The organism is Streptococcus sp. SGI.013 (assembly GCF_050315295.1).
Classification (GTDB): domain Bacteria; phylum Bacillota; class Bacilli; order Lactobacillales; family Streptococcaceae; genus Streptococcus; species Streptococcus porcorum.
On record NZ_JBNPOS010000012.1, the window covers coordinates 1 to 23,073 of the forward strand.

At 37.3% G+C, this 23,073-nt stretch carries 23 protein-coding genes, 1 pseudogene and 1 riboswitch; of the genes and pseudogenes, 22 read left to right on the forward strand and 2 right to left on the reverse strand.

Annotated features, from left to right (window positions below):
* The first annotated feature begins 71 nt into the window (after nucleotides 1-71).
* Nucleotides 72-207: riboswitch (FMN riboswitch) on the forward strand.
* Nucleotides 208-284: 77 nt separating this feature from the next.
* From ACQRDX_RS04595 to ACQRDX_RS04615, 5 genes and pseudogenes are all read left to right on the forward strand, one after another.
* A complete protein-coding gene (locus ACQRDX_RS04595) occupies nucleotides 285-854 on the forward strand; it encodes an ECF transporter S component (protein ID WP_427894731.1) in 570 nt (189 codons plus the stop codon).
* Nucleotides 844-1,497, forward strand: a complete 654-nt coding sequence (locus tag ACQRDX_RS04600) for a phosphatase PAP2 family protein (RefSeq protein ID WP_354369551.1) — start codon at nucleotides 844-846, stop codon at nucleotides 1,495-1,497. Before ACQRDX_RS04595 ends, ACQRDX_RS04600 begins: the two co-directional genes overlap by 11 nt.
* Before the next feature lie 123 nt (nucleotides 1,498-1,620).
* Entirely contained in the window at nucleotides 1,621-2,184 is a 564-nt protein-coding gene (locus tag ACQRDX_RS04605) for a class I SAM-dependent methyltransferase (protein ID WP_354369553.1), read from the forward strand.
* A complete protein-coding gene (locus tag ACQRDX_RS04610; RefSeq protein ID WP_354369555.1) occupies nucleotides 2,174-2,422 on the forward strand; it encodes a hypothetical protein in 249 nt (82 codons plus the stop codon). The genes ACQRDX_RS04605 and ACQRDX_RS04610 overlap by 11 nt, the downstream gene beginning before the upstream one ends.
* A gap of 9 nt (nucleotides 2,423-2,431) precedes the next feature.
* Nucleotides 2,432-4,466 (forward strand): annotated as a pseudogene (locus ACQRDX_RS04615) (cation:proton antiporter).
* A 60-nt stretch (nucleotides 4,467-4,526) separates the two neighbouring features.
* Here ACQRDX_RS04615 and ACQRDX_RS04620 read toward each other — a convergent pair.
* On the reverse strand, nucleotides 4,527-5,306 hold the full coding sequence (locus tag ACQRDX_RS04620) for an ABC transporter ATP-binding protein (RefSeq protein ID WP_427894728.1): 780 nt from the start codon (nucleotides 5,304-5,306) through the stop codon (nucleotides 4,527-4,529).
* 124 nt (nucleotides 5,307-5,430) lie between these two features.
* On the opposite strand from ACQRDX_RS04620, the gene ACQRDX_RS04625 reads away from it, so the two are divergent.
* The 4 genes from ACQRDX_RS04625 (at nucleotide 5,431) to ACQRDX_RS04640 (ending at nucleotide 9,550) form a co-directional block, all read left to right on the forward strand.
* Entirely contained in the window at nucleotides 5,431-6,762 is a 1,332-nt protein-coding gene (locus ACQRDX_RS04625) for a hemolysin family protein (RefSeq protein WP_427894736.1), read from the forward strand.
* Between the two features lie 341 nt (nucleotides 6,763-7,103).
* Entirely contained in the window at nucleotides 7,104-7,892 is a 789-nt protein-coding gene (gene pflA, locus ACQRDX_RS04630) for a pyruvate formate-lyase-activating protein (protein WP_354369897.1), read from the forward strand.
* Nucleotides 7,893-7,972: 80 nt separating this feature from the next.
* Nucleotides 7,973-8,512 carry a hypothetical protein gene (locus ACQRDX_RS04635; protein WP_427894725.1) on the forward strand — a complete coding sequence of 180 codons (540 nt, stop codon included), beginning with the start codon at nucleotides 7,973-7,975 and terminating at the stop codon, nucleotides 8,510-8,512.
* A 102-nt stretch (nucleotides 8,513-8,614) separates the two neighbouring features.
* Nucleotides 8,615-9,550, forward strand: coding sequence for a manganese-dependent inorganic pyrophosphatase (locus ACQRDX_RS04640; protein WP_427894723.1), 936 nt, complete (start codon nucleotides 8,615-8,617; stop codon nucleotides 9,548-9,550).
* A 195-nt stretch (nucleotides 9,551-9,745) separates the two neighbouring features.
* Here ACQRDX_RS04640 and ACQRDX_RS04645 read toward each other — a convergent pair whose 3' ends face one another.
* Nucleotides 9,746-11,194: a UDP-N-acetylmuramoyl-L-alanyl-D-glutamate--L-lysine ligase gene (locus ACQRDX_RS04645; RefSeq protein ID WP_427894721.1), complete on the reverse strand. Its 1,449-nt coding sequence runs from the start codon at nucleotides 11,192-11,194 to the stop codon at nucleotides 9,746-9,748.
* 90 nt (nucleotides 11,195-11,284) lie between these two features.
* On the opposite strand from ACQRDX_RS04645, the gene ACQRDX_RS04650 reads away from it, so the two are divergent.
* The 13 genes from ACQRDX_RS04650 to ACQRDX_RS04710 all read left to right on the forward strand — a co-directional run bounded on the left by ACQRDX_RS04650 (nucleotide 11,285) and on the right by ACQRDX_RS04710 (nucleotide 23,068).
* Complete coding sequence (locus ACQRDX_RS04650; RefSeq protein ID WP_427894719.1) at nucleotides 11,285-12,946, forward strand: putative polysaccharide biosynthesis protein; 1,662 nt, start codon at nucleotides 11,285-11,287, stop codon at nucleotides 12,944-12,946.
* Between the two features lie 142 nt (nucleotides 12,947-13,088).
* Nucleotides 13,089-14,183, forward strand: coding sequence for a cystathionine gamma-synthase (locus tag ACQRDX_RS04655; protein WP_427894717.1), 1,095 nt, complete (start codon nucleotides 13,089-13,091; stop codon nucleotides 14,181-14,183).
* A gap of 1 nt (nucleotide 14,184) precedes the next feature.
* Nucleotides 14,185-15,345, forward strand: coding sequence for a MalY/PatB family protein (locus ACQRDX_RS04660; protein WP_427894715.1), 1,161 nt, complete (start codon nucleotides 14,185-14,187; stop codon nucleotides 15,343-15,345).
* Nucleotides 15,346-15,438: 93 nt separating this feature from the next.
* The gene (gene upp / locus ACQRDX_RS04665; RefSeq protein ID WP_354369637.1) at nucleotides 15,439-16,068 is read left to right on the forward strand and encodes a uracil phosphoribosyltransferase; all 630 of its coding nucleotides are present in this window, start codon (nucleotides 15,439-15,441) and stop codon (nucleotides 16,066-16,068) included.
* A gap of 149 nt (nucleotides 16,069-16,217) precedes the next feature.
* Nucleotides 16,218-16,808: an ATP-dependent Clp protease proteolytic subunit gene (locus ACQRDX_RS04670; RefSeq protein WP_354369638.1), complete on the forward strand. Its 591-nt coding sequence runs from the start codon at nucleotides 16,218-16,220 to the stop codon at nucleotides 16,806-16,808.
* A 62-nt stretch (nucleotides 16,809-16,870) separates the two neighbouring features.
* Nucleotides 16,871-17,311: a YlbF family regulator gene (locus ACQRDX_RS04675; RefSeq protein WP_427894713.1), complete on the forward strand. Its 441-nt coding sequence runs from the start codon at nucleotides 16,871-16,873 to the stop codon at nucleotides 17,309-17,311.
* Complete coding sequence (locus ACQRDX_RS04680; RefSeq protein WP_427894735.1) at nucleotides 17,311-17,610, forward strand: DUF2129 domain-containing protein; 300 nt, start codon at nucleotides 17,311-17,313, stop codon at nucleotides 17,608-17,610. Before ACQRDX_RS04675 ends, ACQRDX_RS04680 begins: the two co-directional genes overlap by 1 nt.
* 52 nt (nucleotides 17,611-17,662) lie before the next feature.
* Nucleotides 17,663-18,835 (forward strand): ABC transporter substrate-binding protein, encoded by a 1,173-nt coding sequence (locus tag ACQRDX_RS04685; RefSeq protein WP_427894711.1) that lies wholly within the window; start codon nucleotides 17,663-17,665, stop codon nucleotides 18,833-18,835.
* Between the two features lie 80 nt (nucleotides 18,836-18,915).
* A complete protein-coding gene (locus ACQRDX_RS04690) occupies nucleotides 18,916-19,785 on the forward strand; it encodes a branched-chain amino acid ABC transporter permease (protein WP_427894709.1) in 870 nt (289 codons plus the stop codon).
* Nucleotides 19,786-19,788: 3 nt separating this feature from the next.
* Nucleotides 19,789-20,742, forward strand: coding sequence for a branched-chain amino acid ABC transporter permease (locus tag ACQRDX_RS04695; RefSeq protein ID WP_427894707.1), 954 nt, complete (start codon nucleotides 19,789-19,791; stop codon nucleotides 20,740-20,742).
* The gene (locus ACQRDX_RS04700) at nucleotides 20,742-21,506 is read left to right on the forward strand and encodes an ABC transporter ATP-binding protein (RefSeq protein ID WP_354369644.1); all 765 of its coding nucleotides are present in this window, start codon (nucleotides 20,742-20,744) and stop codon (nucleotides 21,504-21,506) included. Before ACQRDX_RS04695 ends, ACQRDX_RS04700 begins: the two co-directional genes overlap by 1 nt.
* Nucleotides 21,506-22,216, forward strand: a complete 711-nt coding sequence (locus ACQRDX_RS04705) for an ABC transporter ATP-binding protein (protein WP_354369645.1) — start codon at nucleotides 21,506-21,508, stop codon at nucleotides 22,214-22,216. The genes ACQRDX_RS04700 and ACQRDX_RS04705 overlap by 1 nt, the downstream gene beginning before the upstream one ends.
* A 192-nt stretch (nucleotides 22,217-22,408) precedes the next feature.
* Nucleotides 22,409-23,068 carry a CBS and ACT domain-containing protein gene (locus tag ACQRDX_RS04710; protein WP_354369646.1) on the forward strand — a complete coding sequence of 220 codons (660 nt, stop codon included), beginning with the start codon at nucleotides 22,409-22,411 and terminating at the stop codon, nucleotides 23,066-23,068.
* Nucleotides 23,069-23,073: the final 5 nt, after the last annotated feature.

The window sequence follows — 23,073 nt, forward strand, 5'->3', positions numbered from 1 at the left end:
TTAAAAATATAGCAAAAATTACTAATTAAAGATAAATGACTTGTCAAATTTTTATTTTTTTGTTAAGATAAAAGTGTCTTCAGGGCAGGGTGAAAATCCCGACCGGCGGTGACAAGTCTAGGATTACTAGATTTGAAGTCCGTGAGCGCAAGCTGATGTGGTGTAATTCCACAACCGACAGTATAGTCTGGATGGGAGAAGACCAAGTTTTTTGTGCTTGCTTTTTTAGTGTACAAAAATAGTTGGACCTTCTTTCAAATTGTAAAATTTGGAGGAATTTTTTTATGTCTAAGACAAGAAAGTTGGCCTATGTGGCCTTGTTGGGAGCACTTTCTTTTGTGCTCATGCTAGTAGATTTTCCTATTATTCCAGGAGCAGATTTCTTGAAGGTAGAACTTAGTATTTTACCTATTTTAGTAGGATTAACGCTCTTTGGACTTAAAGAAGCCTACGTTATCTTAGTATTGAGAACGCTTTTAAAATTAGTATTAAATAACCAAGGCATCTCGACCCTAATTGGTTTACCGATGAACGTGCTTGCTCTAGGAGTGTTTATCTTATTTTTTTCACTTATATGGAAAAAAGAAAAAACACGCTTACAGTTTGTACTGGCAGGTTTATTAGGAACCTTGAGTTTAACAGGAGTAATGCTTTTGTTAAATTATTTCTATGCGATTCCTTTATATGCGACGTTTGCAAACTTTGATATTGAAAAATTTATTGGTATTGGTCGGTATATGATCGGGATGGTCCTCCCCTTTAATCTGATTCAAGGACTAATTTTTACACTTTCTTTTGCTTTACTTTATCTTTCGCTTAAGCCTTTATTGCTAAAATATTCTTATGAAAAATAAACAACTTTATCTTACAAGAGCTTCCTTTGCTATTTTAGCCTTTGTGATGCTCGGTTATGTCGTTCGATTTTACCCAGAGCAGTTGGTGGTCTTTGATCAACCGATTCAATCTGCTATTCGAGGCTCTCTGCCTGACTTTTTAACCTCGCTGTTTAAAAGTATTACCCTTGTAGGAAATACGTCCACTCAGGTGATTTTAGTCCTAGCAATCTCTGCCTTTCTTTATTTTGTCAAAAAATGGAAAGTTGAAGCTGGGCTGGTTGCCTTAAGTGGCGTTTTAGCTGGTGTGCTCATTGTCGTTTTAAAAAATATTTACGATCGTCCTCGTCCTTCGATAGAACATCTTGTTCATGCAGATGGTTTTTCATTTCCAAGTGGGCACTCTTTAGGAGCCTTCTTGATTTTTGGCAGTCTTCTGATTATTCTTCATCAGCGTTTGGAAAAAAGCTGGCGCAAAACAGTGTTTGAAGCTCTGTTAGTCCTTTTGATTGCTTTTGTTGGTTTGTCACGGATATATTTAGGGGTTCACTATCCAACGGATGTTTTGGCAGGTTTTGTGATGGGGTATGGTGTGTTAAATCTCCTGTATCCTTTTTACGATCAAAAACGGTTTGAATGGCGTTTTCAAGCCAAACAAAAATAAGTCAGACAGGAGAGCTCAATAGATTTTTAAACAAAGGTTGGTACAGCCATCCTTTTTCTTTTGCTTTTTTTCCTTGCTGCAAAGTGCTATAATAATCCCTATGACAGAAAAAGTGAGGACGCTATGATAAAACGACCGATTCATCTTTCCCATGACTTTTTAGCTGAGGTCTTGGACAAAGAAAGTGTCGCAGTAGATGCGACAATGGGAAATGGAAATGATACGCTTTTTTTAGCACAATTAGCTAAAAAAGTCTATGCTTTTGATATTCAACAGCAAGCATTAGAAAGAACAAGGCAACGCTTGAAAGAGGCTGGTATTAGTAATGCAGAGCTTATCTTAGAAGGGCATGAAACCGTTGGGAACTATGTTGATCGTATTCGTGCAGCTATTTTTAATTTAGGCTACCTTCCAAGTGCAGATAAGAGCGTCATTACGGTTCCTAAGACAACCTTGTCTGCGCTTGAACAGATTTTGGAGCGTCTAGAAGTAGGCGGACGAGTAGCTATTATGGTTTATTATGGTCATGAGGGGGGAAGTTATGAAAAAAATGCCCTATTACATTATGTCGAGGATCTGCCGCAAGAATATTTCACTGTAATGGCTTACCAACCTCTTAATCAAATTAACACACCACCTTTTTTAATTATGATTGAAAAATTGAAGGAAACAGAAAATGGAAACTAATGTACTGGAAAAAATTACGCAGATGCGTCAAAAATACATTGAGAATAAACCTAAACATCACGTTGCCCAAGAAAGAGTTGCCTTTCAAGATAAAAAGATTTTAAAAATTCAAAAAAAGTTAGCAGCTTTAGAATTAGAAAAATGTCAGCGGAGATTGGAAGCGCGAGATGTCTCAGTGATTGAGGAAAAAATTAATAAACAAAGGGAACTCTATGGGCATTGTTGCCAAAAACGTTAGGAGGTCTTTATGCATTTTGCCATTATGTTGATCACTTTTTTATTGGCTTTGATTTTGTCCAATGTTATCAACAGGATGCTCCCTAAACTTCCTTTGCCCTTTATTCAGTTAGTTTTTGGACTTTTGTTAGGTTTATTCTACCAAGGCTCTGAGTTTAAACTAGACGGAGAGTTATTTCTAGCATTTGTGATTGCCCCTATTAACTTTAGAGAGGGGCAGGAAAGTGACATTGCTAGCTTTTTAGAGCACCGCTCTATTATATTGTATCTGATTCTCCCTACTGTCTTTGTGACCACACTGGTCCTAGGTTACTTTTCTGGTATCTTTCTTCCTATTGAGATGCCTTTAGCAGCTTGCTTTGCTCTAGGTGCGGCTCTTGGTCCAACAGATGCCGTGGCTTTTATTTCAATGGCAAACCGCTTTAATTTTCCAAAGAGTGTTGAAAATATTTTAAAGTCAGAAGGGCTTTTAAATGATGCGAGCGGCTTAGTTGCTTTTGAGTTTGCTGTGGCAGCCTTACTGACAGGGACTTTTTCTTTAGCACATGCTAGTTTACAACTATTATGGTCGATATTAGGTGGCTTTTTAATTGGTTTTAGCCTATCGTTGTTGAGTCGTTGGAGTTTATCTTTACTTGAAAAATTTGATGCAGCAGATGTTACAGGGGCACTCTTACTGGAGCTGTCTTTACCGCTTTTAGCTTATTTTATCGCTAGTGAAGTCGGTGTCTCAGGTATCATTGCAGTCGTGATAGCAGGGGTGATGCAGGCGAGACGCTTGAAGAAAATAACCTTATTTGATGCTCAAGTTGATAAGGTGTCCCATGTTGTGTGGGATACGGTGATTTTTCTTTTAAACGGCTTGGTTTTTATGGTCTTTGGATTTGAAATGACCCATATTTTGGAACCAGCTTTGACCAGTCCACTTTATAGTAATTGGCACCTATTAGGGATTGTCATTGCAGTGACAGCCTTGTTATTTTTGACTCGATTTTTACTTTTGGGAAAGCAGACGTTTAAAAAATTCGTTTTCATCTTATATTCAAGATATTTTGCTATTAACATTTTCTGGTGTCAAAGGGACAGTGTCTATTGCTACTATTCTTTTATTACCAGAGACAGACTCCCTTCAATACAGTTTAACACTTTTTACTGTTGGTGCCGTTACTCTATTGAGTTTTTTGACAGGCTTAGTTGTTCTTCCCTACTTAGCAGGAGAAGGGAGTGAGGAGGTTAATCATGTGTCTCAAATTTCCATTTTAGCTGATGTTGTTCAAATCTTAGAAGAAGATGTAAAAAATAGCACAGAAAAAGCCGCCTTATATACTGCTATTGACAATTATAAAGACCGTATTGAACGCTTGATTTTGGAACAAGAACCGAGTGAGGTTAAGCGTGAATTAGCCATCATCCAACTATTGATTATCGACATTGAAAGTGATGGCTTAGAGTATGCCTTGTCTAAAGGGCGTATTGACTTGAAAGAATACCGTATCTATCAACGGTATTTAAAAGTGTTAGAAGGTCAGGTTAATAGAGGATTTGTCTCAAATTTTGCATATGGTTTTCGGATATTCTTACGTGTTTTAAGAGCTGTCTTACATGAGGTGACTAGCTTTGGGTATCGCATAAGACAAGTTTTAAAAAAAGAAGAACGACAACGATTTCAGCTGAGTCAAGATAATCGTGACCATCTAGCAGATGTTTATCTACAAAATACGGAGCTTGTGTTAGATGCTTTAGAGGAGCTTGAGGGGGTTTATAGTCCAGCCCTAGTGAATTTCCTTCAAATGTCACGTCTTCAAGAGGCAGAAGTGATGGCATCAGGTGCTTTTGTTGAGAGGGTTTTAACACGAGCAAGACCAAATAATATGGATGAGCTTTTACGAGGATATTACTTAGAGCGAAAACTGATTTCAGAGTATCAAGACAAGGGCATCTTAACAGCAGAGGAAGCCAAACGTCTTAGAAAAAATGTTAATGAACTCGAAAGCTATTCCTTAAATGAGGTTGATCATAACTTTTTAGAACCCGCCCCTATCTAATTTTTATCCCCAACCAAACAGGACTTAACCACTCATTGAAGGAGTGGTTAAGTCCTGTTTTTATTTAGGCTGAATAAAATAGCGTTCATCACCAATTGGAATGAGTTCAACAGCTGTTCCGTAAAGCAGTTTAAGATGTTCAGGTGTCAGCACCTCTTCTTTTTTTCCTGCAGCGACTATTTGACCTTCTCGAAGGAGTAGTAGGTGGCTGATACTGGATGTTATTTCTTCAGCATGGTGAGTGACATAAAGGATGGTTGGGGCATGGGGGAGTTGTTTGATGTTTTCAACTAATTTGAGGAGTTTTTCTCTAGCAAAAAGATCTAGTCCACTGGTAGCTTCATCAAGGATGATGATGTCAGGGTTTTCCATGAGACTTCTTGCAATAAGTAAAAGTTGTTTCTCTCCTTGAGAGAGTGTGAAGTACCTGCGTCCGATAAGATGTGCGCCACCTAAGTGTTCTAACATGTTCTTGGCTTCGTTTAATTCTTTACTACCATAGGCTTTATATAAGATACTACTTTTATATTTTCCAGTTAGGACAATGTGTTCAGCAGGCATGTTTTTAGGAAGTCGTTCTGCAATAAAAGAGCCGACAATACCAATCTTTTGGCGGATGGGTGTAATATCGCCCTGTCCAAATTTGGCACCCAACACACAAACGTCTCCTCTACTTTGAAAAAATTCTGCCATCAATAACTTTAACAGCGTTGTTTTCCCAGAACCATTTAAACCTAAGATGGCCCAAGCCTCTCCTTTTTTGACCTCCCAATTAAGATTGTCCAGTAAGGTTTTTCCTTGCTTGATGACGCTGACATTTTCTAGTGAAATTAAAGTCATAGACTCCCCCCTCTCTTTTGCTTTCATTATATCATATTCTTAAAGGTCTTTTAAAAGATTAGTCAAAAGTTGAGAATTGTGCTATAATTGAAGGACTATATTAAATTTGAGGAGAATGATAACAATGGAAGACCCTGGTAGTCAGTCCTTACTGTTACAATTTTTATTACTTTTAGTTTTAACCCTTTTAAATGCCTTTTTTTCAGCTAGCGAGATGGCGATGGTATCCTTAAACCGCTCGAGAGTAGAACAAAAAGCAGCAGAAGGTGATAAAAAATTTATCCGTCTATTAAGTGTTCTTGAAAATCCTAACAACTTTTTATCCACTATTCAAGTTGGAATTACCCTGATAACCCTTTTATCAGGGGCTAGTTTAGCTGATACACTTGGTAAGGAGATTGCTAAGTATCTAGGAAATTCAGCGACAGCTCAGACAGCAAGTAGCATGATTTCTCTGGCGTTTTTGACTTATATTTCTATCGTTTTGGGTGAGTTATATCCTAAACGTATTGCAATGAATTTGAAAGAGAATTTAGCAGTTGTTTCGGCTCCAGTTATCATTATTTTAGGAAAAATTGTTAGCCCCTTTGTCTGGTTGCTATCTGTTTCAACCAACCTTTTGAGTCGCATTACCCCTATGACTTTTGATGATGCGGATGAAAAAATGACGCGTGATGAAATTGCTTATATGTTGACCAATAGCGAGGAAACACTAGATGCTGAAGAAATTGATATGCTACAAGGTGTCTTCTCCTTAGATGAACTGTTAGCGCGTGAGGTAATGGTTCCAAGAACTGATGCATTTATGGTTGATATCAATGATGAACCTAATGCTATTATTGAAGCTATTTTAAAAGAAAATTTCTCTCGTATCCCTGTTTATGATGATGACAGAGATAAGGTAATCGGTGTTCTTCATACGAAAAAACTGTTACACGAAGGGTTTAATCAGGGGTTTGATAAGCTTTCTATTCGAAAAATTATGCAGGAACCTCTTTTTGTTCCAGAAACCATCTTCGTAGATGATTTATTAAAAGCTTTGCGCAAAACACATAATCAGATGGCCATACTAAAAGATGAGTATGGTGGTGTGGCAGGGATTGTCACTTTAGAGGATCTTCTAGAAGAGATTGTTGGTGAGATTGATGACGAGACTGACAAGTCTGAACTAGAGGTGCGTGAAATTGGTGATCATACTTACATTGTCTTAGGGAGTATGACTCTTAATGATTTTAATGAATACTTTGAAACAGAAATTGAAAATGTTGAAGTTGATACGATAGCAGGTTATTATTTAACAGAAGTCGGTGCTATTCCCAGTCAAGAAGAAAAACATAGTGTTGACATTGACTCTAATGGAAAACATCTAACCTTGGTTAATGATAAAGTGAAGGATGGACGGATTGTTAAATTAAAATTGATCATCACAGAAGAAACAACTATTGAAGAAGAATAAGGTTAGGTGTCCCATCTAACCTTATTTTTATAAATATGTGGTAAACACCAGCAGTAAGGCAAACAAATAGCAGGTGATAGGGCTTTTCCATGCAGTTTTTTAACAATAAAAAACTAGAACAGCGATGCGACTGTCCTAGTTCTGGTTGATGAGAACCCTATCCCAATGGTTGCATTCATTAGAATAGGGTTAATTATATTATACACTAAATTTCATGTGATTTATTAAAAATTTTACATTTTATAGAAATTTTTTTATATTTTTTGAAAACCTTGTCAGTGTACTTTTTAGTAAAAGATGGTATAATACTACTATTAAAACGGTTACAAAAAGGGGAGCTTATGACAGATATAGACTATGGTCAGGTAACAGGTTTGGTTCATTCCACAGAAAGTTTTGGATCAGTGGATGGGCCTGGGGTACGCTTTATTATTTTTTTACAGGGCTGTAAAATGCGATGTCAATATTGTCATAATCCAGACACTTGGGCTATGGAATCAAACAAGGCCAAGGAGCGCACAGTGGATGATGTCTTGGCTGAGGCGCTTCGTTTTAAGGGGTTCTGGGGGAAAAAAGGAGGCATCACTGTCAGTGGTGGTGAGGCCCTTTTACAAATTGATTTTTTAATTGCCTTGTTTACCAAGGCACAAGAACTTGGTATTCACTGCACCTTAGATACTTGTGCTCTTCCTTTTAGAAATAATCCAGACTATTTAGTGAAATTTGATCGTTTAATGGCTGTTACAGACTTAGTTTTACTGGACATCAAGGAAATTAACAATAAGCAACATAAAAAGGTGACAGGTCAAAGTAATCAGACCATTTTAGATTGTGCCAAGTACCTATCTGATATTGGGAAACCAGTATGGATTCGCCATGTCTTAGTTCCTGGCTTGACGGATATTGATGAGGATTTGCTGGAATTAGGAAAATTTGTTAAAACCTTAAAAAATGTGGATAAGTTTGAGATTCTTCCTTATCATACTATGGGAGAATTTAAGTGGAGAGAGATGGGAGTGCCTTATCCATTAGAGGGAGTGAAACCGCCGACAGCTGAGCGCGTTAAAAATGCGAAAAATCTTATGGAGACAGAGTCTTATCAAGATTATTTGAAGAGGGTTAAAGCCTAGTACCTGTCTATTTCTTTACCTCATTTACTTTCTTGTAATTTCTTGCTATACTGATAAAGATAAGTGAGAAAGGAGAAGAGATGTTTACCGTTGTAAAAATGACCTCAGATAGTGTCTATTTGAGAAGCTCCGATGGAAGTATAAGAAAAGTTTTTCGTGAAACCTTGGATTTTAAGCCTGTCCTTGGAGATGAGGTAGAATTGTACACAATAGAAGACGAACTGTTGGTCGTAAAGGCTGGTGCTTTTTCTCCTTCTTCTAGTGAACGTGAGTTAAAAATGGGGTTGATTAGGGGAATTCTAGACTTATTTTTAGAAACACTAGCAATCCAAAATAATCATCTGTCTAACGTCAAAAAGGTATTATCTCAATTATGGGTTACTATTTTTATGACTTGGAGTTTAGTTGGGGTCATGCTTCTTAGTCTCCTTTTATTACTCGAATCCATCATTGTTTTGTGTTATCAGCTGCTTGTTAAAGCTTTTAGAAGTCTTAATTTGAGAGAAAAATTTAGAAACTTATCTCAAATGAGAAATGCTAACACTGATAGGATAAAAAAGGCAACTTTAGTTGAAGTGGAGCCTATTCCATCATCACAAGAAAAAAAAGACAACACTTGAAAAAGCATCAGTCGATCTGGTGCTTTTTTGTATGAGAAACGGTGGAAAAAACTTAACAGTTCTGTTAAAATAAGAAGGAAAAAGATTTATGAGGTAAAAGACATGTCTAAAATTTTAGTTTTTGGTCACCAAAATCCTGACACAGATGCTATTGCATCATCATATGGTTGGGCTTATCTTGAACGCACAGCTTGGGGACGTGAGGCAGAGGCAGTAGCATTAGGTACGCCAAATGAAGAAACAGCTTTTGTTTTGGATTATTTTGGTGTTGAGGCTCCTCGTGTAGTGACATCCGCTAAAGCAGAAGGAGTTTCTCAAGTAATCTTGACTGACCACAATGAGTTTCAGCAATCTATTGCTGATATCCGTGAGGTTGAGGTTGCAGCAGTTATTGACCATCACCGTGTAGCTAATTTTGAAACAGCTAATCCGCTTTATATGCGTTTAGAACCAGTTGGTTCAGCATCATCTATCGTTTACCGTGCTTCAAAAGAAGCAGGCGTTGAGCTTCCACGCGAGGTTGCAGGCTTACTCTTATCTGGTTTGATTTCAGATACGCTATTGTTGAAATCACCAACTACTCATGCATCAGATCCACAAGTAGCTAAAGAGCTTGCTGAGATTGCTGGTGTTAACCTTGAGGAGTACGGTATTGCTATGCTGAAAGCTGGGACAAACCTTGCAAGCAAATCAGCAGAAGAGTTGATTGATATTGATGCTAAAACGTTCGAATTAAATGGTAATGCTGTCCGTGTCGCTCAAGTTAATACTGTTGATATTGCAGAAGTTCTTGAACGTCAAGCTGAGATTGAAGCAGCTATGGTAGCAGCTTCAGAGGTAAACGGCTATTCAGACTTTGTTTTGATGATTACAGATATCATTAATTCAAACTCAGAAATCCTAGCACTTGGTCAAAATATGGATAAGGTTGAAGCTGCGTTTAACTTTAAGCTTGAAAACAACCATGCCTTCCTTGAAGGTGCAGTTTCTCGTAAGAAACAAGTTGTACCACAATTAACAGAGAGTTTTAATGCTTAATCTTAAAAAATGGAGTGGGCTATTTCCACTGCCATTACATTAAGCTGTTAACCAATAAAAAACTATTCCCACATTATACATGTGGGAATAGTTTTTTATGCTCGCTTTCTATTCAAATTATTTTTGCCAGGGAGAGGTTATTGTTGTTTAGCCTTGAATTGACTTGATGGCTTTGTGTCATCACTATTTCATTTGTTATGATAAATAACGTTTGGCAACAGCAATGTCGCCGTCGTAATTGGCATGCTTTCCTTTAATAATCTGATAAGCATCTGCGCCTTTTCCGGCAATGATAACGGCATCTTGCTCTGTTTTAGTTTGAGCTAGGGCTGTTTTTATTGCTTCTTCACGGTCTATTATGATAGTTACAGGTCGGTGGATGTGGCTTTGGATTTCTTGAGAAATGGTTAAAGGATTTTCAAAGTTAGGGTCATCTGCAGATAAGATAACCTTTAGTTCAGGGTATTGATTAATAATTTTGCCAAAATCTTTTCGACGGCTTTCTCCCTTATTTCCAGGTGCACCTAGGATGAGGGTGATTTGTCCTGTCTGATGCTCTTTGACGACTTTGATGAGATTATCAAGGCTGACACCATTATGAGCATAGTCAACAAAGACTTTAGCACCATTGGCTTGAGTTAACACTTCCATTCTTCCTGGGACAGTTGTTTCAGCGATTCCATTTTGGATAGCATGGTGTGATGCTCCTAAGCGCAAGCATGCTAAGGCTGCTGCGAGGGCATTTTCTTGGTTAAAACGTCCAATGAGTTGGATGTGATAGTGCCCAGCTAGCTTCCCCTCGACATCAAATGTAAAGGCTTTTGAGTGTGAAATAGGGTTTTCAGAGAATTTTCCATAGAAGTCATGATCTTTTGTCGCAACTTCCTCTTTTAAGAGATCAAAATGGTCCATCTCACTATTAATAATCACTGCTCGGCTATTTTTCATTAGGAGGCGTTTATGGTAAAAATAATCCTCAAAAGTGGGGTGTTCAATAGGCCCAATGTGATCGGGACTAATATTTAAGAAAACACCGACATCAAAGGTTAAGCCATAAACCCGTTTTACGAGATAAGCTTGACTGGAAACTTCCATGATCAGATGTGTCATTCCATTTTTGACAGCTTCAGCCATCATGGCAAAGAGGTCCAAGCTTTCAGGTGTTGTGAGACTTGATTTAAAGAATGTTTTTCCATCAAGCGTGGTGTTCATGGTAGAGAGCATAGCTGGTTTATGTTCTTGCTTTAAAATCTGGTAGGCAAAATAAGCAGCAGTCGTTTTACCTTTTGTACCTGTAAATGCCAAAAGTTTTAATTGCTCTTGAGGATTACCATAAAAAGCCATGGCAACCAAACTCATCGCCTGCTTCACATCGTTAACAAGAATAACGGGAATATCAACTTCATAATCTTTTTCAGAAATATAATAGGTTAAACCAGAGCTGATTGCTTTATCTAAAAATTCTTTTTTAAAATGAGCACCCTTGACAAAAAATAGTGTTTTTTGATCTATTACTCGGCTGTCATAACTTAATTGCTCAAAACAAATATCAGAAGCATGGTAATGATAGTATCCGTTAAAAAGAATTTCTCGAAAATTCTGGTCATTTTTTAAAATGTCTAAAACATGTTCAATTGTAATCATAGTAATATTTTAGACCTTATGTTCCTGTTTTACAAGTCAAAAGGAAAAGTTTATAATAAATTTGATTGAAAAAATTCTAGGAAGTAACTAATGGATAAAGAAACTACTCGTTCGTCGCTGTCTCAGTCGGCTCTTAGTCAAGAAGAAAAAATGTTACGCGGGACAGCATGGTCAACCATGAGTAATATTGTCAGCCGCCTATTAGGCGCCCTTTATATCATTCCTTGGTATATGTGGATGGGAGAGCATCGGGCAGAAGCTAATGGTTTATTTAATATGGGCTATAGTATCTATGCCTTGTTTTTATTGATTTCAACAGCAGGTATTCCAGTTGCGATCGCTAAGCAGATTGCAAAATACAATGCCTTAGGAAAAGAAAGCCATAATATCTATCTGATGCGGCACTTTATGCGTTTCATGTTGATACTAGGCATTATTGGTGCTTCTGTGATGTATTTTGGTGCAGGGATTTTTGCAGGCATGTCAGGTTCGGGTGCAGAACTCATTCCTGTGATAAAGAGTCTGTCACTGTCTGTTTTAATTTTTCCTGTCATGAGTGTAATCCGCGGATTTTTCCAAGGGTACAATGATTTAAAGCCCTTTTCTATTAGTCAAATTGCCGAGCAGATTATTCGGATTATTTGGATGCTATTAGCGACCTTTTTCATTATGAAAATGGGATCAGGTGATTATGTTGCAGCTGTGATTCAATCAACTTTTGCGGCTTTTATTGGGATGTTGGCTAGTATGCTGGTCCTGGGTTATTATTTATGGCAAATGGGTGTATTAGGGAAGTTCTTTTCAGAATTGGATATTGATGAAGAGATTGATTCTCTCCAAATTCTCATTGAGACAACGAAAGAAGCCATTCCTTTTATTGTAACAGGAGCTGCAGTTTCTATTTTTAGCTTGATTGATCAGGCAACTTTTATCAATAGCATGAAGTGGTTCACAAATTTTTCCGAGAAACAATTGGTCACCATGTACACGTATTTCTATGCTAATCCTAACAAGATTGTCATGATTTTGATTTCTGTTGCTTCCTCTATCGGTGGTGTGGGAATTGCATTGATTACCGAAAATTTTGTGAAAAAAGATAAAAGAGCGATTGCTCGTATGATTTTGAATAACGTTCAAATGTTAATGATCTTTATGATACCAGCTCTTACAGGTTCCGTGTTATTAGCTGAGCCACTCTATACAGTCTTTTATGGGCAGTCAGAGACACTTGCGATTCATCTCTTTATTGCTGTTTTGCTACAAACTTTAGTGGTAAGTTTTTACACCATGTTATCTCCGATGTTATTAGCCCTTTTTGAGAGACGTCGTGCGATTCGATATTTTTTAATTGGTTTAGCTGTTAAAGTGGTTTTACAGATTCCTCTTATTTATCTTTTTCACTCTTATGGACCAGTGCTTAGCACCACTATTGGTTTATTAGTTCCTGTCGTTTTAATGTATCAACGGATCCGTCAAGTGACTCACTTTAATCCTAAAATTATGGTAAAAAATGCTCTACTTATTGTACTGATGACAGGGATTATGGCGATTTTTGTGATATTAACAAAATTTATCTTAGGCTTTATTTTTGTTCCAAACGGCTATGTCCAAAGCGCCATTTATTTAGTAATTGTTGGATTTGTTGGTGTAGCGGTATATGGTTATTTAGCCTTATTGACCCGTAGTCTTGATAAATTAATCGGAAGTCGTGCACAACGTCTGCGCCAAATGTTAAAAATAGAGTCTGTTTAAAAATCTAGATTAATATCTAGATTTTTTTTGATACGTTATAAGTAAAAACTATAGCTAACTATCAATAAATGATATACAAGAAAAACGTTATAATGGCTGTTTAAGTGGTAGAATAATAAGAAAACAATATCAGGGGGAAATCATGACAAAATCTTATAAATTAGACACTATCTTAGCGCAGGCTGGTATTAAATCAGATGAAGCGACTGGAGCGTTAACAACTCCCTTACATTTTTCAACCACCTATCAGCATCCAGAATTTGGTCAATCTACAGGATATGACTATACTCGTACGAAAAATCCAACTCGAACGCAATTAGAAGAAACTTTAGCTGCTATTGAACAGGCAGAATTTGCCTTAGCAACAAGTTCAGGGATGAGTGCAATTGTACTTGCCATGGAAATTTTTCCTGTAGGAAGTAAGGTCTTGGCGGCCAGAGATCTCTACGGTGGGTCATTTAGATGGTTTAATGAGAAAGAAAAAGAAGGACGCTTTTCTTTTGTTTATGCCAATACAGAAGACGAACTTATTGAGCAGCTAGATGATACGATTGACCTTGTTTATTTAGAGACACCAACTAATCCCTTGATGGTAGAGTTTGATATTGAAAGTATCGCCAATAAAGCTCATCAACTAGGAGCTAAAGTGATTGTGGATAATACCTTTTATAGCCCTGTTTATCTTAATCCTATTCCTTTAGGAGCAGATATCGTGGTGCATTCTGCTACGAAATACCTTTCAGGCCATAATGATGTTTTGGCTGGGGTTGTCTTAACCAGTGATCAAGAGCTTTATGATAAACTTTTCTTTAATTTGAATACAACAGGAGCTGTTCTATCCCCATTTGACAGTTACCTTTTGATTCGAGGGTTAAAAACATTGAAGCTACGCATGGGAAAATCAACAGAGAATGCCAAAGCTGTAGTAGAAGCCTTGCGACAGTCTCCAGCAGTTAAAGAGGTACTTTATACAGGAAAAGGTGGCATGGTTTCCTTTAAAGTTAAGAACCAAGAAAATATTCCACAAATCATCAATACTTTGGAAGTTTTCACTTTTGCAGAAAGCTTAGGAGGGGTTGAAAGTTTGATTACTTACCCTGCTACACAGACCCACTTTGATATTCCAGCTGAGGTTCGTCATGCCTATGGTTTGACAGATGATCTCTTACGCTTATCAGTTGGAATTGAAGATGCAGAGGATCTGATAACAGATTTAAAGACAGCTTTGGAGGGATAAGATGACAAAATATGACTTTATCACTGTACCTGAGCGTTTATCAACTAATGCTGTCAAGTGGCAGGCGACAAAAGAAGATAAAAATTTGTTGCCACTTTGGATTGCTGACATGGATTTTGTGACCTTTCCAGAAATGACCAAAGCTTTAGAAGAATTTGCAAGGCATGGTGTTTATGGCTACAATGCGACACCAGATAGCCTGTTAGATAAAATTGTTAATTGGGAAAAGGAGCAGCACGGTTACTTTATCTCAAAAGAAGATATCACCTTGATTGAGGGAGTTGTTCCTGCTATTTCGGTAGCCCTACAAGCTTTTTCAAAAGAAGGAGATGCTGTGTTGATTAATACACCTGTATATCCCCCTTTTGCCCGAACAATTACCTTAAATCAGAGAAAACTGGTTAATAATTCTTTAATTGAAAAAAATGGCCACTTTGAAATTGACTTTGAGCAGCTGGAAAAAGATATTGTTGAGCATCAAGTTAAAATCTATCTTTTTTGTAGCCCTCATAATCCAGGTGGTCGTGTTTGGTCTAAAGATGAACTTGAAAAAATTGGAAAACTTTGCCAAAAATATCATGTTATCTTACTTTCAGATGAAATTCATCAAGATTTGGCTTTGTACGGGAATCAACATCATAGCTTTAATACCGTTTCGGAAGATTTTTCGGATTTTTCAGTGATTTTAAGTAGTGCTACTAAAACTTTCAATATTGCAGGAACAAAAAATAGTTTTGTCTTGATTAAAAATCCAGGGCTTCGCGCAGCTTTTCGTAAAATTCAGCTAAGAAATAATCAGCATGAAATTTCAAGCCTAGGTTTGATAGCTACGGAGACTGCCCTAACTTATGGAAAACCGTGGCTAGAGGAGCTCAAAGGTGTTCTAGAGGATAATATCAACTACATTGCTGACTTTTTGAGTAAAGAAGTACCACGAATAAAATTTTTAAAACCAGAAGGAACTTATTTGATTTGGCTTGATTTTTCTGACTATGGCTTATCTCATTCGGAATTGTTTGAGAAACTAGAAAAAGAGGCTGGTTTAATCTTAAATGATGGTTTAACTTTTGGTCGCGAAGGGAAATTACATGCTAGACTAAATGCAGCAGCACCTAGGTCTATCATTGTGGAGGCCTGTCGCCGTTTAGCTGAAACTTTTTAAAATCTTTTCTTTCTAGATGAAAACTCCCTTGAAGTTTGGTATAATAAGGAGAAAAAAATTTAGAAAGTAGGAAGCTCGAAAGAGCGATATTATATGGGAAAATTTCAAGTTATTTCGCATCCACTAATCCAGCATAAACTCTCTATTTTGCGTCGTACTAGTACCTCGACAAAAGATTTTCGTGAGCTTGTTAATGAAATTGCTATGTTAATGGGGTATGAGGTCTCACGTGATTTGCCACTAGAGGACGTTGAGATTGAGACACCGATTGTAAAAACTGTTCAAAAGCAGTTAGCGGGTAAAAAATTAGCAATCGTTCCAATTTTGCGTGCAGGTATTGGTATGGTTGATGGCTTACTTAGCCTTGTTCCAGCTGCTAAGGTTGGTCATATTGGGATGTATCGTGATGAGGAGACTCTTGAACCCGTTGAATATCTAGTGAAATTGCCAGAAGATATCGATCAACGTCAAATTTTTCTTGTAGATCCTATGTTAGCAACTGGGGGCTCTGCTATTTTAGCAGTTGATTCTCTTAAAAAACGTGGTGCAGCGAATATTAAGTTTGTCTGCTTAGTTGCGGCACCAGAAGGGGTTAAGAAATTACAAGATGCCCATCCAGATATTGACATCTACACAGCGGCGTTGGATGAAAAGCTCAATGAAAATGGTTATATAGTTCCAGGACTTGGAGATGCTGGTGATCGTTTGTTTGGGACAAAATAAGTTTTATCAAAGGTTGAGAGCGTTCTTTCAACCTTTTGCTTTTTCTAAAAAATAGTAAATTTTTTATTTGACCAAGATTGACCAAAAAGCTATAATGGTAATATCTTAATTGATAGAAGTAGGAACTTCTAAGAAAAAGGAGAAATTCTATGATTCCAGTAGTTATTGAACAAACTAGCCGTGGTGAACGCTCGTATGATATTTACTCACGTTTGCTAAAAGATCGTATTATTATGCTGACAGGGCCAGTTGAGGATAATATGGCAAATTCTATTATTGCTCAGCTCTTATTCCTTGATGCTCAGGATAATACAAAGGATATTTATCTTTATGTCAATACGCCAGGTGGCTCCGTATCGGCAGGACTTGCAATTGTAGATACGATGAACTTTATTAAATCTGATGTCCAAACTATTGTAATGGGTGTTGCAGCTTCTATGGGAACCATCATTGCCTCATCAGGTACTAAAGGAAAACGTTTCATGTTACCCAATGCTGAGTACATGATTCACCAGCCGATGGGCGGAACAGGTGGTGGCACTCAACAAACAGATATGGCTATCGCTGCAGAGCATCTTTTAAAAACACGTCAAAACTTAGAACAAATCTTAGCTGATAATTCAGGGAAAACAATTGAACAAGTTCATAAGGATGCGGAACGTGATTACTGGATGAGTGCGCAAGAAACATTAGAATATGGCTTTATTGATGATATTATGGCTAATAATGATTTAAAATAAAATCAAAAAGGTGGAAGTGGAGCAACCTAGTCTCCACTTCTTTTTTTTGATATAATCTTTATATGCTAGAAATAAATCAAGAATTAATAGAGATTGACGATGCGATTGATGCTTTAGTAGCGTCCATTTTGGAAACAAAAGAGGTCAAAAATTATAAAAACGTAAAAACTCGTTTTCAGGAGAATACTTCTTTACAAGAAAGGTTGCAACTGTTTTCTGCTTTAAATCAAGATTTTGAAAATCAAAAGGCTTATTTGCCTTACAGAGAAGACTTAAAGGTCTTAAAAAAAGAGTGGTTATTACAAAAAAGGCAACTTGATTTGGATCCCTTAGTTCAAGAAATGCGACAGGCAGAGCATGATTTACAAGCACTCTTATCAACAGTTAGTCATTATTTAGCCAAAAGTGTATCGGAGGATATTTTTGTAGATGAAGCCCTGCCTTTGTCGCCTCATAGACGTCCTCATGCTAAAGGCCATCATATTAGAGAAAGGAATAGCTAATCGTGGACAAAAAAGATCGGATAGGTGTGGCGGTCTATCTTTACTACAATCGTGATGCTAGAAAAGTGTCTAAATTCGGTGATGTTCATTACCATTCTAGACGATTGCGTTATCTTGTGTTGTATATTGATGTGGCTGACTTAGACGAAGTTGTGAGTTATTTGGAAAAACAGAAGTTTGTTAAAGATATTAAAGTGTCGTCCTACAAAGTGATTGATCAAAATTTTGTAGGGAATCTTCATCAAGAAGAACTGGATATCGAAAAAAATAGTCCCAATAGCTTGACAATTATCAGATAATTCAGTATTCTTATTAACGTATATTTTTAGATAACTTTAAGGAGATATAGAGATGAAAAAGAAATTAACATTAGCAGCTCTTGCTTTTGCGAGTACAGCTGTTCTTGCAGCCTGTGGGGCAGCGCCTAGTGGCTCATCTTCATCGACTGGTACAGAAGTTGGAGATACGATTAAAGTTGGTTTGAACTTTGAGTTGAGTGGAGCAGTTGCGGCTTATGGTCAAGTTCAAAAAAATGCTGCGGAGCTTGCCGTTGATGAAATCAATAAAGCAGGTGGTGTAGATGGAAAAGAGCTTGAAATTGTTTCAAAAGATAACAAGTCTGAAAACAATGAAGCGGCATCTGTTGCTAGCAGCTTAGTCACTCAAAATAAGGTTAATGTGATGATTGGACCTGCAACTTCTGGTGCCACAGCAGCAGCAACACCGGCAGCAACAAAAGCAGCAGTCCCTCTTGTGACACCTTCTGGTACACAAGACAACCTAACTTATGCAGATGGAAAAGTAAAAGAGTACGTTTTCCGTACGACTTTCCAAGATAGTTTCCAAGGTCAAGTCTTGGCACAATATGCTACAGAAAACCTTTCAGCTAAAAAAGTTGTCCTTTATTATGATAACTCAAGTGACTATGCCAAAGGTATCGCCAATGAGTTTAAAAACCAATATAAAGGGGAAATTGTTGTAGAAGAAACTTTCCAAGCAGGTGATAAAGACTTCCAAGCTGCTTTAACAAAAATCAAAGATAAAGAGTTTGATGCGATCATTATGCCTGGTTACTACACTGAAACAGGTTTAATTACAAAACAAGCGCGTGACATGGGGATTGATAAACCAATTCTTGGACCTGACGGCTTTAGCGATGAAAAATTCATTGAAAATGCTACAGCAGCAGGAACAAACAATGTTTATTATGTTTCTGGTTACTCAACAAAAGTTGATTTATCTGATAAAGCTGCTAAATTTGTAGAGTCATATAAAGCAAAATATGGTGAAGAACCAAACATGTTTGCTGCACTTGCTTATGATTCTGTTTACATGGTAGCAGAAGCTGCAGAGAATGCTGAAAACTCAAGCGAAATTGCTAAGAACTTTGCTAAGATTAAGGATTTTGATGGGGTAACAGGTAAAACAACAATTGATGAAAAACACAATCCTGTTAAGTCAGCAATTATGATTGGTCTCAAAGACGGTAAAGAAGATTCTGCAACTGTCGTTGAGGTTAAATAATATATCTAAAAATTACAGTATCTGGGAAAGGAAAGCTCCTTTTCCAGATATTATTATGTTATAGAAAGTTTGGTGAAAACATGCTTCAACAACTTGTCAATGGCTTAATTCTAGGAAGTGTTTATGCCCTCTTAGCATTAGGTTATACAATGGTTTATGGTATTATCAAGCTCATAAACTTTGCTCATGGTGATTTATACATGATGGGTGCGTTTATTGGTTATTATTTGATTAATGCCTTTAAGATGAACTTTTTTGTGGCTTTAGTCTTAACAATGGCCTTGACAGCACTTTTAGGTGTTGTCATTGAGTTTTTAGCCTATCGTCCACTGAGAAATTCAACGCGTATTGCAGCCTTGATTACAGCAATTGGGGTATCTTTCCTTTTAGAGTATGGAATGGTTTATTTTGTAGGTGCTAATACACGTGCCTTTCCGCAAGCCCTTGAAACAGTCCGTTATCATTTAGGACCTGTAACGGTAACTAACGTCCAGTTGACGATTTTGGCCGTTTCAATTGTCTTGATGCTTGGTTTGAACTTTATTGTTAAGCAAACAAAGATGGGAAAAGCCATGCGTGCGGTGTCTGTTGATAGTGATGCGGCACAGTTGATGGGGATTAATGTTAACCGTACAATCAGCTTTACTTTTGCTTTGGGATCAGCTTTAGCAGGGGCTGCGGGATGCTTGATTGGTCTTTATTACAATGCGATTGATCCTCTTATGGGGATGACACCAGGTATTAAAGCCTTTGTCGCTGCTGTATTAGGTGGTATTGGAATTATTCCAGGAGCTGCTATCGGTGGTTTTGTTATTGGACTTTTAGAAACTTTCTCTGTTTCAATTGGTTTATCAAGTTTCAAAGACGCGATTGTTTATGCTATTTTGATCATCATTCTTCTCGTTCGTCCAGCGGGTATCCTTGGTAAAAATGTGAAAGAGAAGGTGTAAGTAATGAAGAAAAATTTAAAAGTTAATTTAACTTGGTTAGCACTTATTCTAGCTACTTATGGTATTATTTATGCTTTAGCGATGGCTGGTGTTATTAATCTTTATTATGTACAAATTTTGATGCAGATCGGGATTAATATCATTATGGCTGTGGGAATTAACCTTGTTTTAGGTTTTTCAGGGCAATTTTCACTAGGTCAAGCTGGCTTTATGGCAATTGGGGCATATGCAACGGCTATTCTAACAACCTCAAATCCTACCTTTGCAGGATTTTACCTCTCTATGCTTGTGGGCGCTGTTTTGGCGGCTATTATTGCACTTATTGTAGGTATTCCAACTCTTCGTTTGAAGGGAGATTATCTTGCTATTGCTACACTTGGTGTTGCTGAGATTATTCGTATGGCCATTGTCAATGGTGGCGACTTGACAAACGGTGCGGCTGGTCTAACAGGGATTCTAGAATATACGACTTGGCCAGTTGTTTTTATCTTTGTTGTTTTAACAACTGTTTTAACCATCAATTTCTTGCGTAGCCCAATCGGACGTGAGGTGATTGCTGTTCGTGAAGATGAAATCGCAGCAGAGTCAATGGGTGTTAATACCACCAAGGTTAAGGTAATGGCTTTTGTTTTGGCGGCTATCACAGCTAGTATCGCAGGATCCTTACAAGTTGGTTATATCGGAACAGTCATGCCTAAAGACTTTACAATCATGAAATCAATTGAATTCTTGATTATTGCGGTATTTGGTGGACTTGGTTCAATGACAGGTACTATTGTTGCAGCAATTGTCCTAGGTGTTCTAAATATGTTCTTGCAAAATGTCTCTGATCTTCGTATGATTATTTACTCATTAGCATTAATTCTTGTTATGGTATTCCGACCAGGTGGTTTACTTGGAACAAAAGAGTTCAGTTTAATGAAATTCTTTAAAAAAGATAAGGAGGGCAAAAACTAATGGCACTTCTTGAAGTTAAAAATTTAACCAAAAACTTCGGTGGCTTGACTGCCGTAGGTGATGTGACAATGGAATTAAACGAGGGGGAGTTAGTAGGGCTTATTGGTCCTAATGGAGCTGGTAAGACAACTCTTTTCAACCTCTTGACAGGTGTTTATGAGCCAAGTGAGGGAACTGTTACGCTTGATGGTACTGTTTTAAATGGTAAAGCACCCTATACTATCGCCTCACTAGGTTTATCACGTACCTTCCAAAACATTCGCTTGTTTAAGGATATGACGGTACTTGATAATGTTTTGATTGGACTTGGAAATAATCGTAAACCACATATTTTAGCGAGTTTTTTACGTTTGCCAAAATTTTATCAAAATGAAGAAGAATTGCGTCAAAAAGCTTTGGACCTTTTGGCAATCTTTGATTTAGATGGTGATGCTGAGACATTAGCTAAAAATCTTCCTTATGGGCAACAACGTCGCTTGGAAATTGTTCGTGCCCTTGCAACAGAACCTAAAATCCTGTTTCTAGATGAGCCAGCGGCAGGGATGAACCCTCAAGAGACAGCAGAATTAACAGGTCTGATTCGAAAAATTAAAGAAGAGTTTGGAATTACCATTATTTTGATTGAACACGATATGAGCTTGGTAATGGAAGTTACAGAACGCATCTATGTTCTGGAATATGGTCGCTTAATTGCCCATGGAACACCAGATGAAATCAAAAACAATAAACGTGTTATTGAAGCTTATCTTGGAGGTGAGGCATAATGGCGATGTTGAAAGTAGATAACCTATCTGTAAAATATGGTGTGATTGAAGCAGTCAAAGATGTTAGCTTTGAGGTTAATGAAGGTGAAGTTGTCACTCTTATTGGGGCTAATGGTGCTGGTAAAACCTCTATTTTACGGACTATTTCAGGTCTTGTTCGTCCCTCGGCTGGAAAAATTGAATTTTTAGGACAAGAAATCCAAAAAGTTCCTGCTCGTAAAATTGTGGCAGATGGTTTATCACAAGTTCCCGAAGGACGTCATGTTTTTGCTGGTTTAACAGTGATGGAAAACTTAGAGATGGGAGCTTTCTTACGTAATAACCGTGAAGAAAATCAAGCTAATCTAAAGAAAATCTTTGCACGTTTTCCACGTCTAGAAGAGCGTAAAAATCAAGATGCAGCAACCCTCTCAGGTGGGGAGCAACAGATGCTTGCCATGGGGCGTGCGCTGATGAGCCAACCTAAACTTTTGTTGTTAGATGAACCGTCTATGGGACTTGCCCCAATCTTTATCCAAGAAATCTTTGATATTATTCAAGATATTCAAAAGCAAGGGACAACTGTTCTATTGATTGAGCAAAATGCCAATAAAGCATTATCTATTGCTGATCGTGGTTATGTTCTTGAAACTGGTAAGATTGTTCTTTCTGGTACAGGTCAAGAACTTTTAACATCAGATGAGGTTCGTAAAGCCTATCTAGGTGGTTAATGATTAGAAAAAAGGAGCAGTTAGTGGCTCCTTTTTTGCTATTATTTTCTTTTATCTAGCTTTAGCTCAGTTCTTGATGGCAGAAGAGGAAAGAAACAAGGTTTGATTTAGCCAAAATATTTTCATAAAGTTTTCGTAAACGATTACAAAATGTGATATAATAAAAGTATCAAAAAGATGGAGGCTAGAGAAATGTCAGTAAAAGATTTTATGACTAAAAAAGTCGTGTATGTATCTCCAGATACAACAGTTGCCCATGTTTCAGAAATTATGCGTGAGCAAGGGCTTCGTCGTTTACCTGTTATTGAAAATGATAAGTTAGTTGGTTTGGTAACAGAAGGTACTATCGCTGAGGCTAGCCCATCTAAAGCGACAAGTTTGTCTATTTATGAGATGAATTATTTGCTTAATAAGACAAAAATTCGTGATGTCATGATTAAAGATGTTGTCACAGTTTCTAAATATGCTAGCTTAGAAGATGCGATTTATCTAATGATTAAACATAGTATTGGTGTCTTGCCTGTTATGGATAATGATATGGTCTCAGGAATTATCACTGATAAAGATGTTTTTCGTGCCTTTTTACAAATTTCAGGATACGGTGAAGAAGGAGCTCGCCTTCATGTCTTGGCTGATGATAAGGTTGGTGTTTTAGGAGATCTTTTACGTATTATTGTAGAGGAAAACTTGAACATCAAGAGTACCCTACATCTACCTCGAAAATCAGGTAAGATTGCAATTGAGGTACAGTTAGAAGGTGACGTTGATTTAGAAGCTTTAAAAGCTAAAATCGAAGCTAAGGGCTTTGAAGTTGAGGCTATTGAGAGAACAAAAGCAAAAGTTGGTTTTTAAAAGAA

What these genes read in the sequence shown, in the direction of transcription:
- ACQRDX_RS04710 (WP_354369646.1), top strand. Translation starts at nt 22,409, where the DNA reads ATGTCAGTAAAAGATTTTATGACTAAAAAAGTCGTGTATGTATCTCCA.
- ACQRDX_RS04620 (WP_427894728.1), bottom strand. Translation starts at nt 5,306, where the DNA reads ATGACTTTAATTTCACTAGAAAATGTCAGCGTCATCAAGCAAGGAAAA.
- ACQRDX_RS04685 (WP_427894711.1), top strand. Translation starts at nt 17,663, where the DNA reads ATGAAAAAGAAATTAACATTAGCAGCTCTTGCTTTTGCGAGTACAGCT.
- ACQRDX_RS04670 (WP_354369638.1), top strand. Translation starts at nt 16,218, where the DNA reads ATGATTCCAGTAGTTATTGAACAAACTAGCCGTGGTGAACGCTCGTAT.
- ACQRDX_RS04705 (WP_354369645.1), top strand. Translation starts at nt 21,506, where the DNA reads ATGGCGATGTTGAAAGTAGATAACCTATCTGTAAAATATGGTGTGATT.
- ACQRDX_RS04655 (WP_427894717.1), top strand. Translation starts at nt 13,089, where the DNA reads ATGACAAAATCTTATAAATTAGACACTATCTTAGCGCAGGCTGGTATT.
- ACQRDX_RS04675 (WP_427894713.1), top strand. Translation starts at nt 16,871, where the DNA reads ATGCTAGAAATAAATCAAGAATTAATAGAGATTGACGATGCGATTGAT.
- ACQRDX_RS04695 (WP_427894707.1), top strand. Translation starts at nt 19,789, where the DNA reads ATGAAGAAAAATTTAAAAGTTAATTTAACTTGGTTAGCACTTATTCTA.
- ACQRDX_RS04640 (WP_427894723.1), top strand. Translation starts at nt 8,615, where the DNA reads ATGTCTAAAATTTTAGTTTTTGGTCACCAAAATCCTGACACAGATGCT.
- ACQRDX_RS04625 (WP_427894736.1), top strand. Translation starts at nt 5,431, where the DNA reads ATGGAAGACCCTGGTAGTCAGTCCTTACTGTTACAATTTTTATTACTT.
- ACQRDX_RS04650 (WP_427894719.1), top strand. Translation starts at nt 11,285, where the DNA reads ATGGATAAAGAAACTACTCGTTCGTCGCTGTCTCAGTCGGCTCTTAGT.
- ACQRDX_RS04660 (WP_427894715.1), top strand. Translation starts at nt 14,185, where the DNA reads ATGACAAAATATGACTTTATCACTGTACCTGAGCGTTTATCAACTAAT.
- ACQRDX_RS04600 (WP_354369551.1), top strand. Translation starts at nt 844, where the DNA reads ATGAAAAATAAACAACTTTATCTTACAAGAGCTTCCTTTGCTATTTTA.
- ACQRDX_RS04605 (WP_354369553.1), top strand. Translation starts at nt 1,621, where the DNA reads ATGATAAAACGACCGATTCATCTTTCCCATGACTTTTTAGCTGAGGTC.
- upp (WP_354369637.1), top strand. Translation starts at nt 15,439, where the DNA reads ATGGGAAAATTTCAAGTTATTTCGCATCCACTAATCCAGCATAAACTC.
- ACQRDX_RS04595 (WP_427894731.1), top strand. Translation starts at nt 285, where the DNA reads ATGTCTAAGACAAGAAAGTTGGCCTATGTGGCCTTGTTGGGAGCACTT.
- ACQRDX_RS04700 (WP_354369644.1), top strand. Translation starts at nt 20,742, where the DNA reads ATGGCACTTCTTGAAGTTAAAAATTTAACCAAAAACTTCGGTGGCTTG.
- pflA (WP_354369897.1), top strand. Translation starts at nt 7,104, where the DNA reads ATGACAGATATAGACTATGGTCAGGTAACAGGTTTGGTTCATTCCACA.
- ACQRDX_RS04690 (WP_427894709.1), top strand. Translation starts at nt 18,916, where the DNA reads ATGCTTCAACAACTTGTCAATGGCTTAATTCTAGGAAGTGTTTATGCC.
- ACQRDX_RS04645 (WP_427894721.1), bottom strand. Translation starts at nt 11,194, where the DNA reads ATGATTACAATTGAACATGTTTTAGACATTTTAAAAAATGACCAGAAT.
- ACQRDX_RS04610 (WP_354369555.1), top strand. Translation starts at nt 2,174, where the DNA reads ATGGAAACTAATGTACTGGAAAAAATTACGCAGATGCGTCAAAAATAC.
- ACQRDX_RS04635 (WP_427894725.1), top strand. Translation starts at nt 7,973, where the DNA reads ATGTTTACCGTTGTAAAAATGACCTCAGATAGTGTCTATTTGAGAAGC.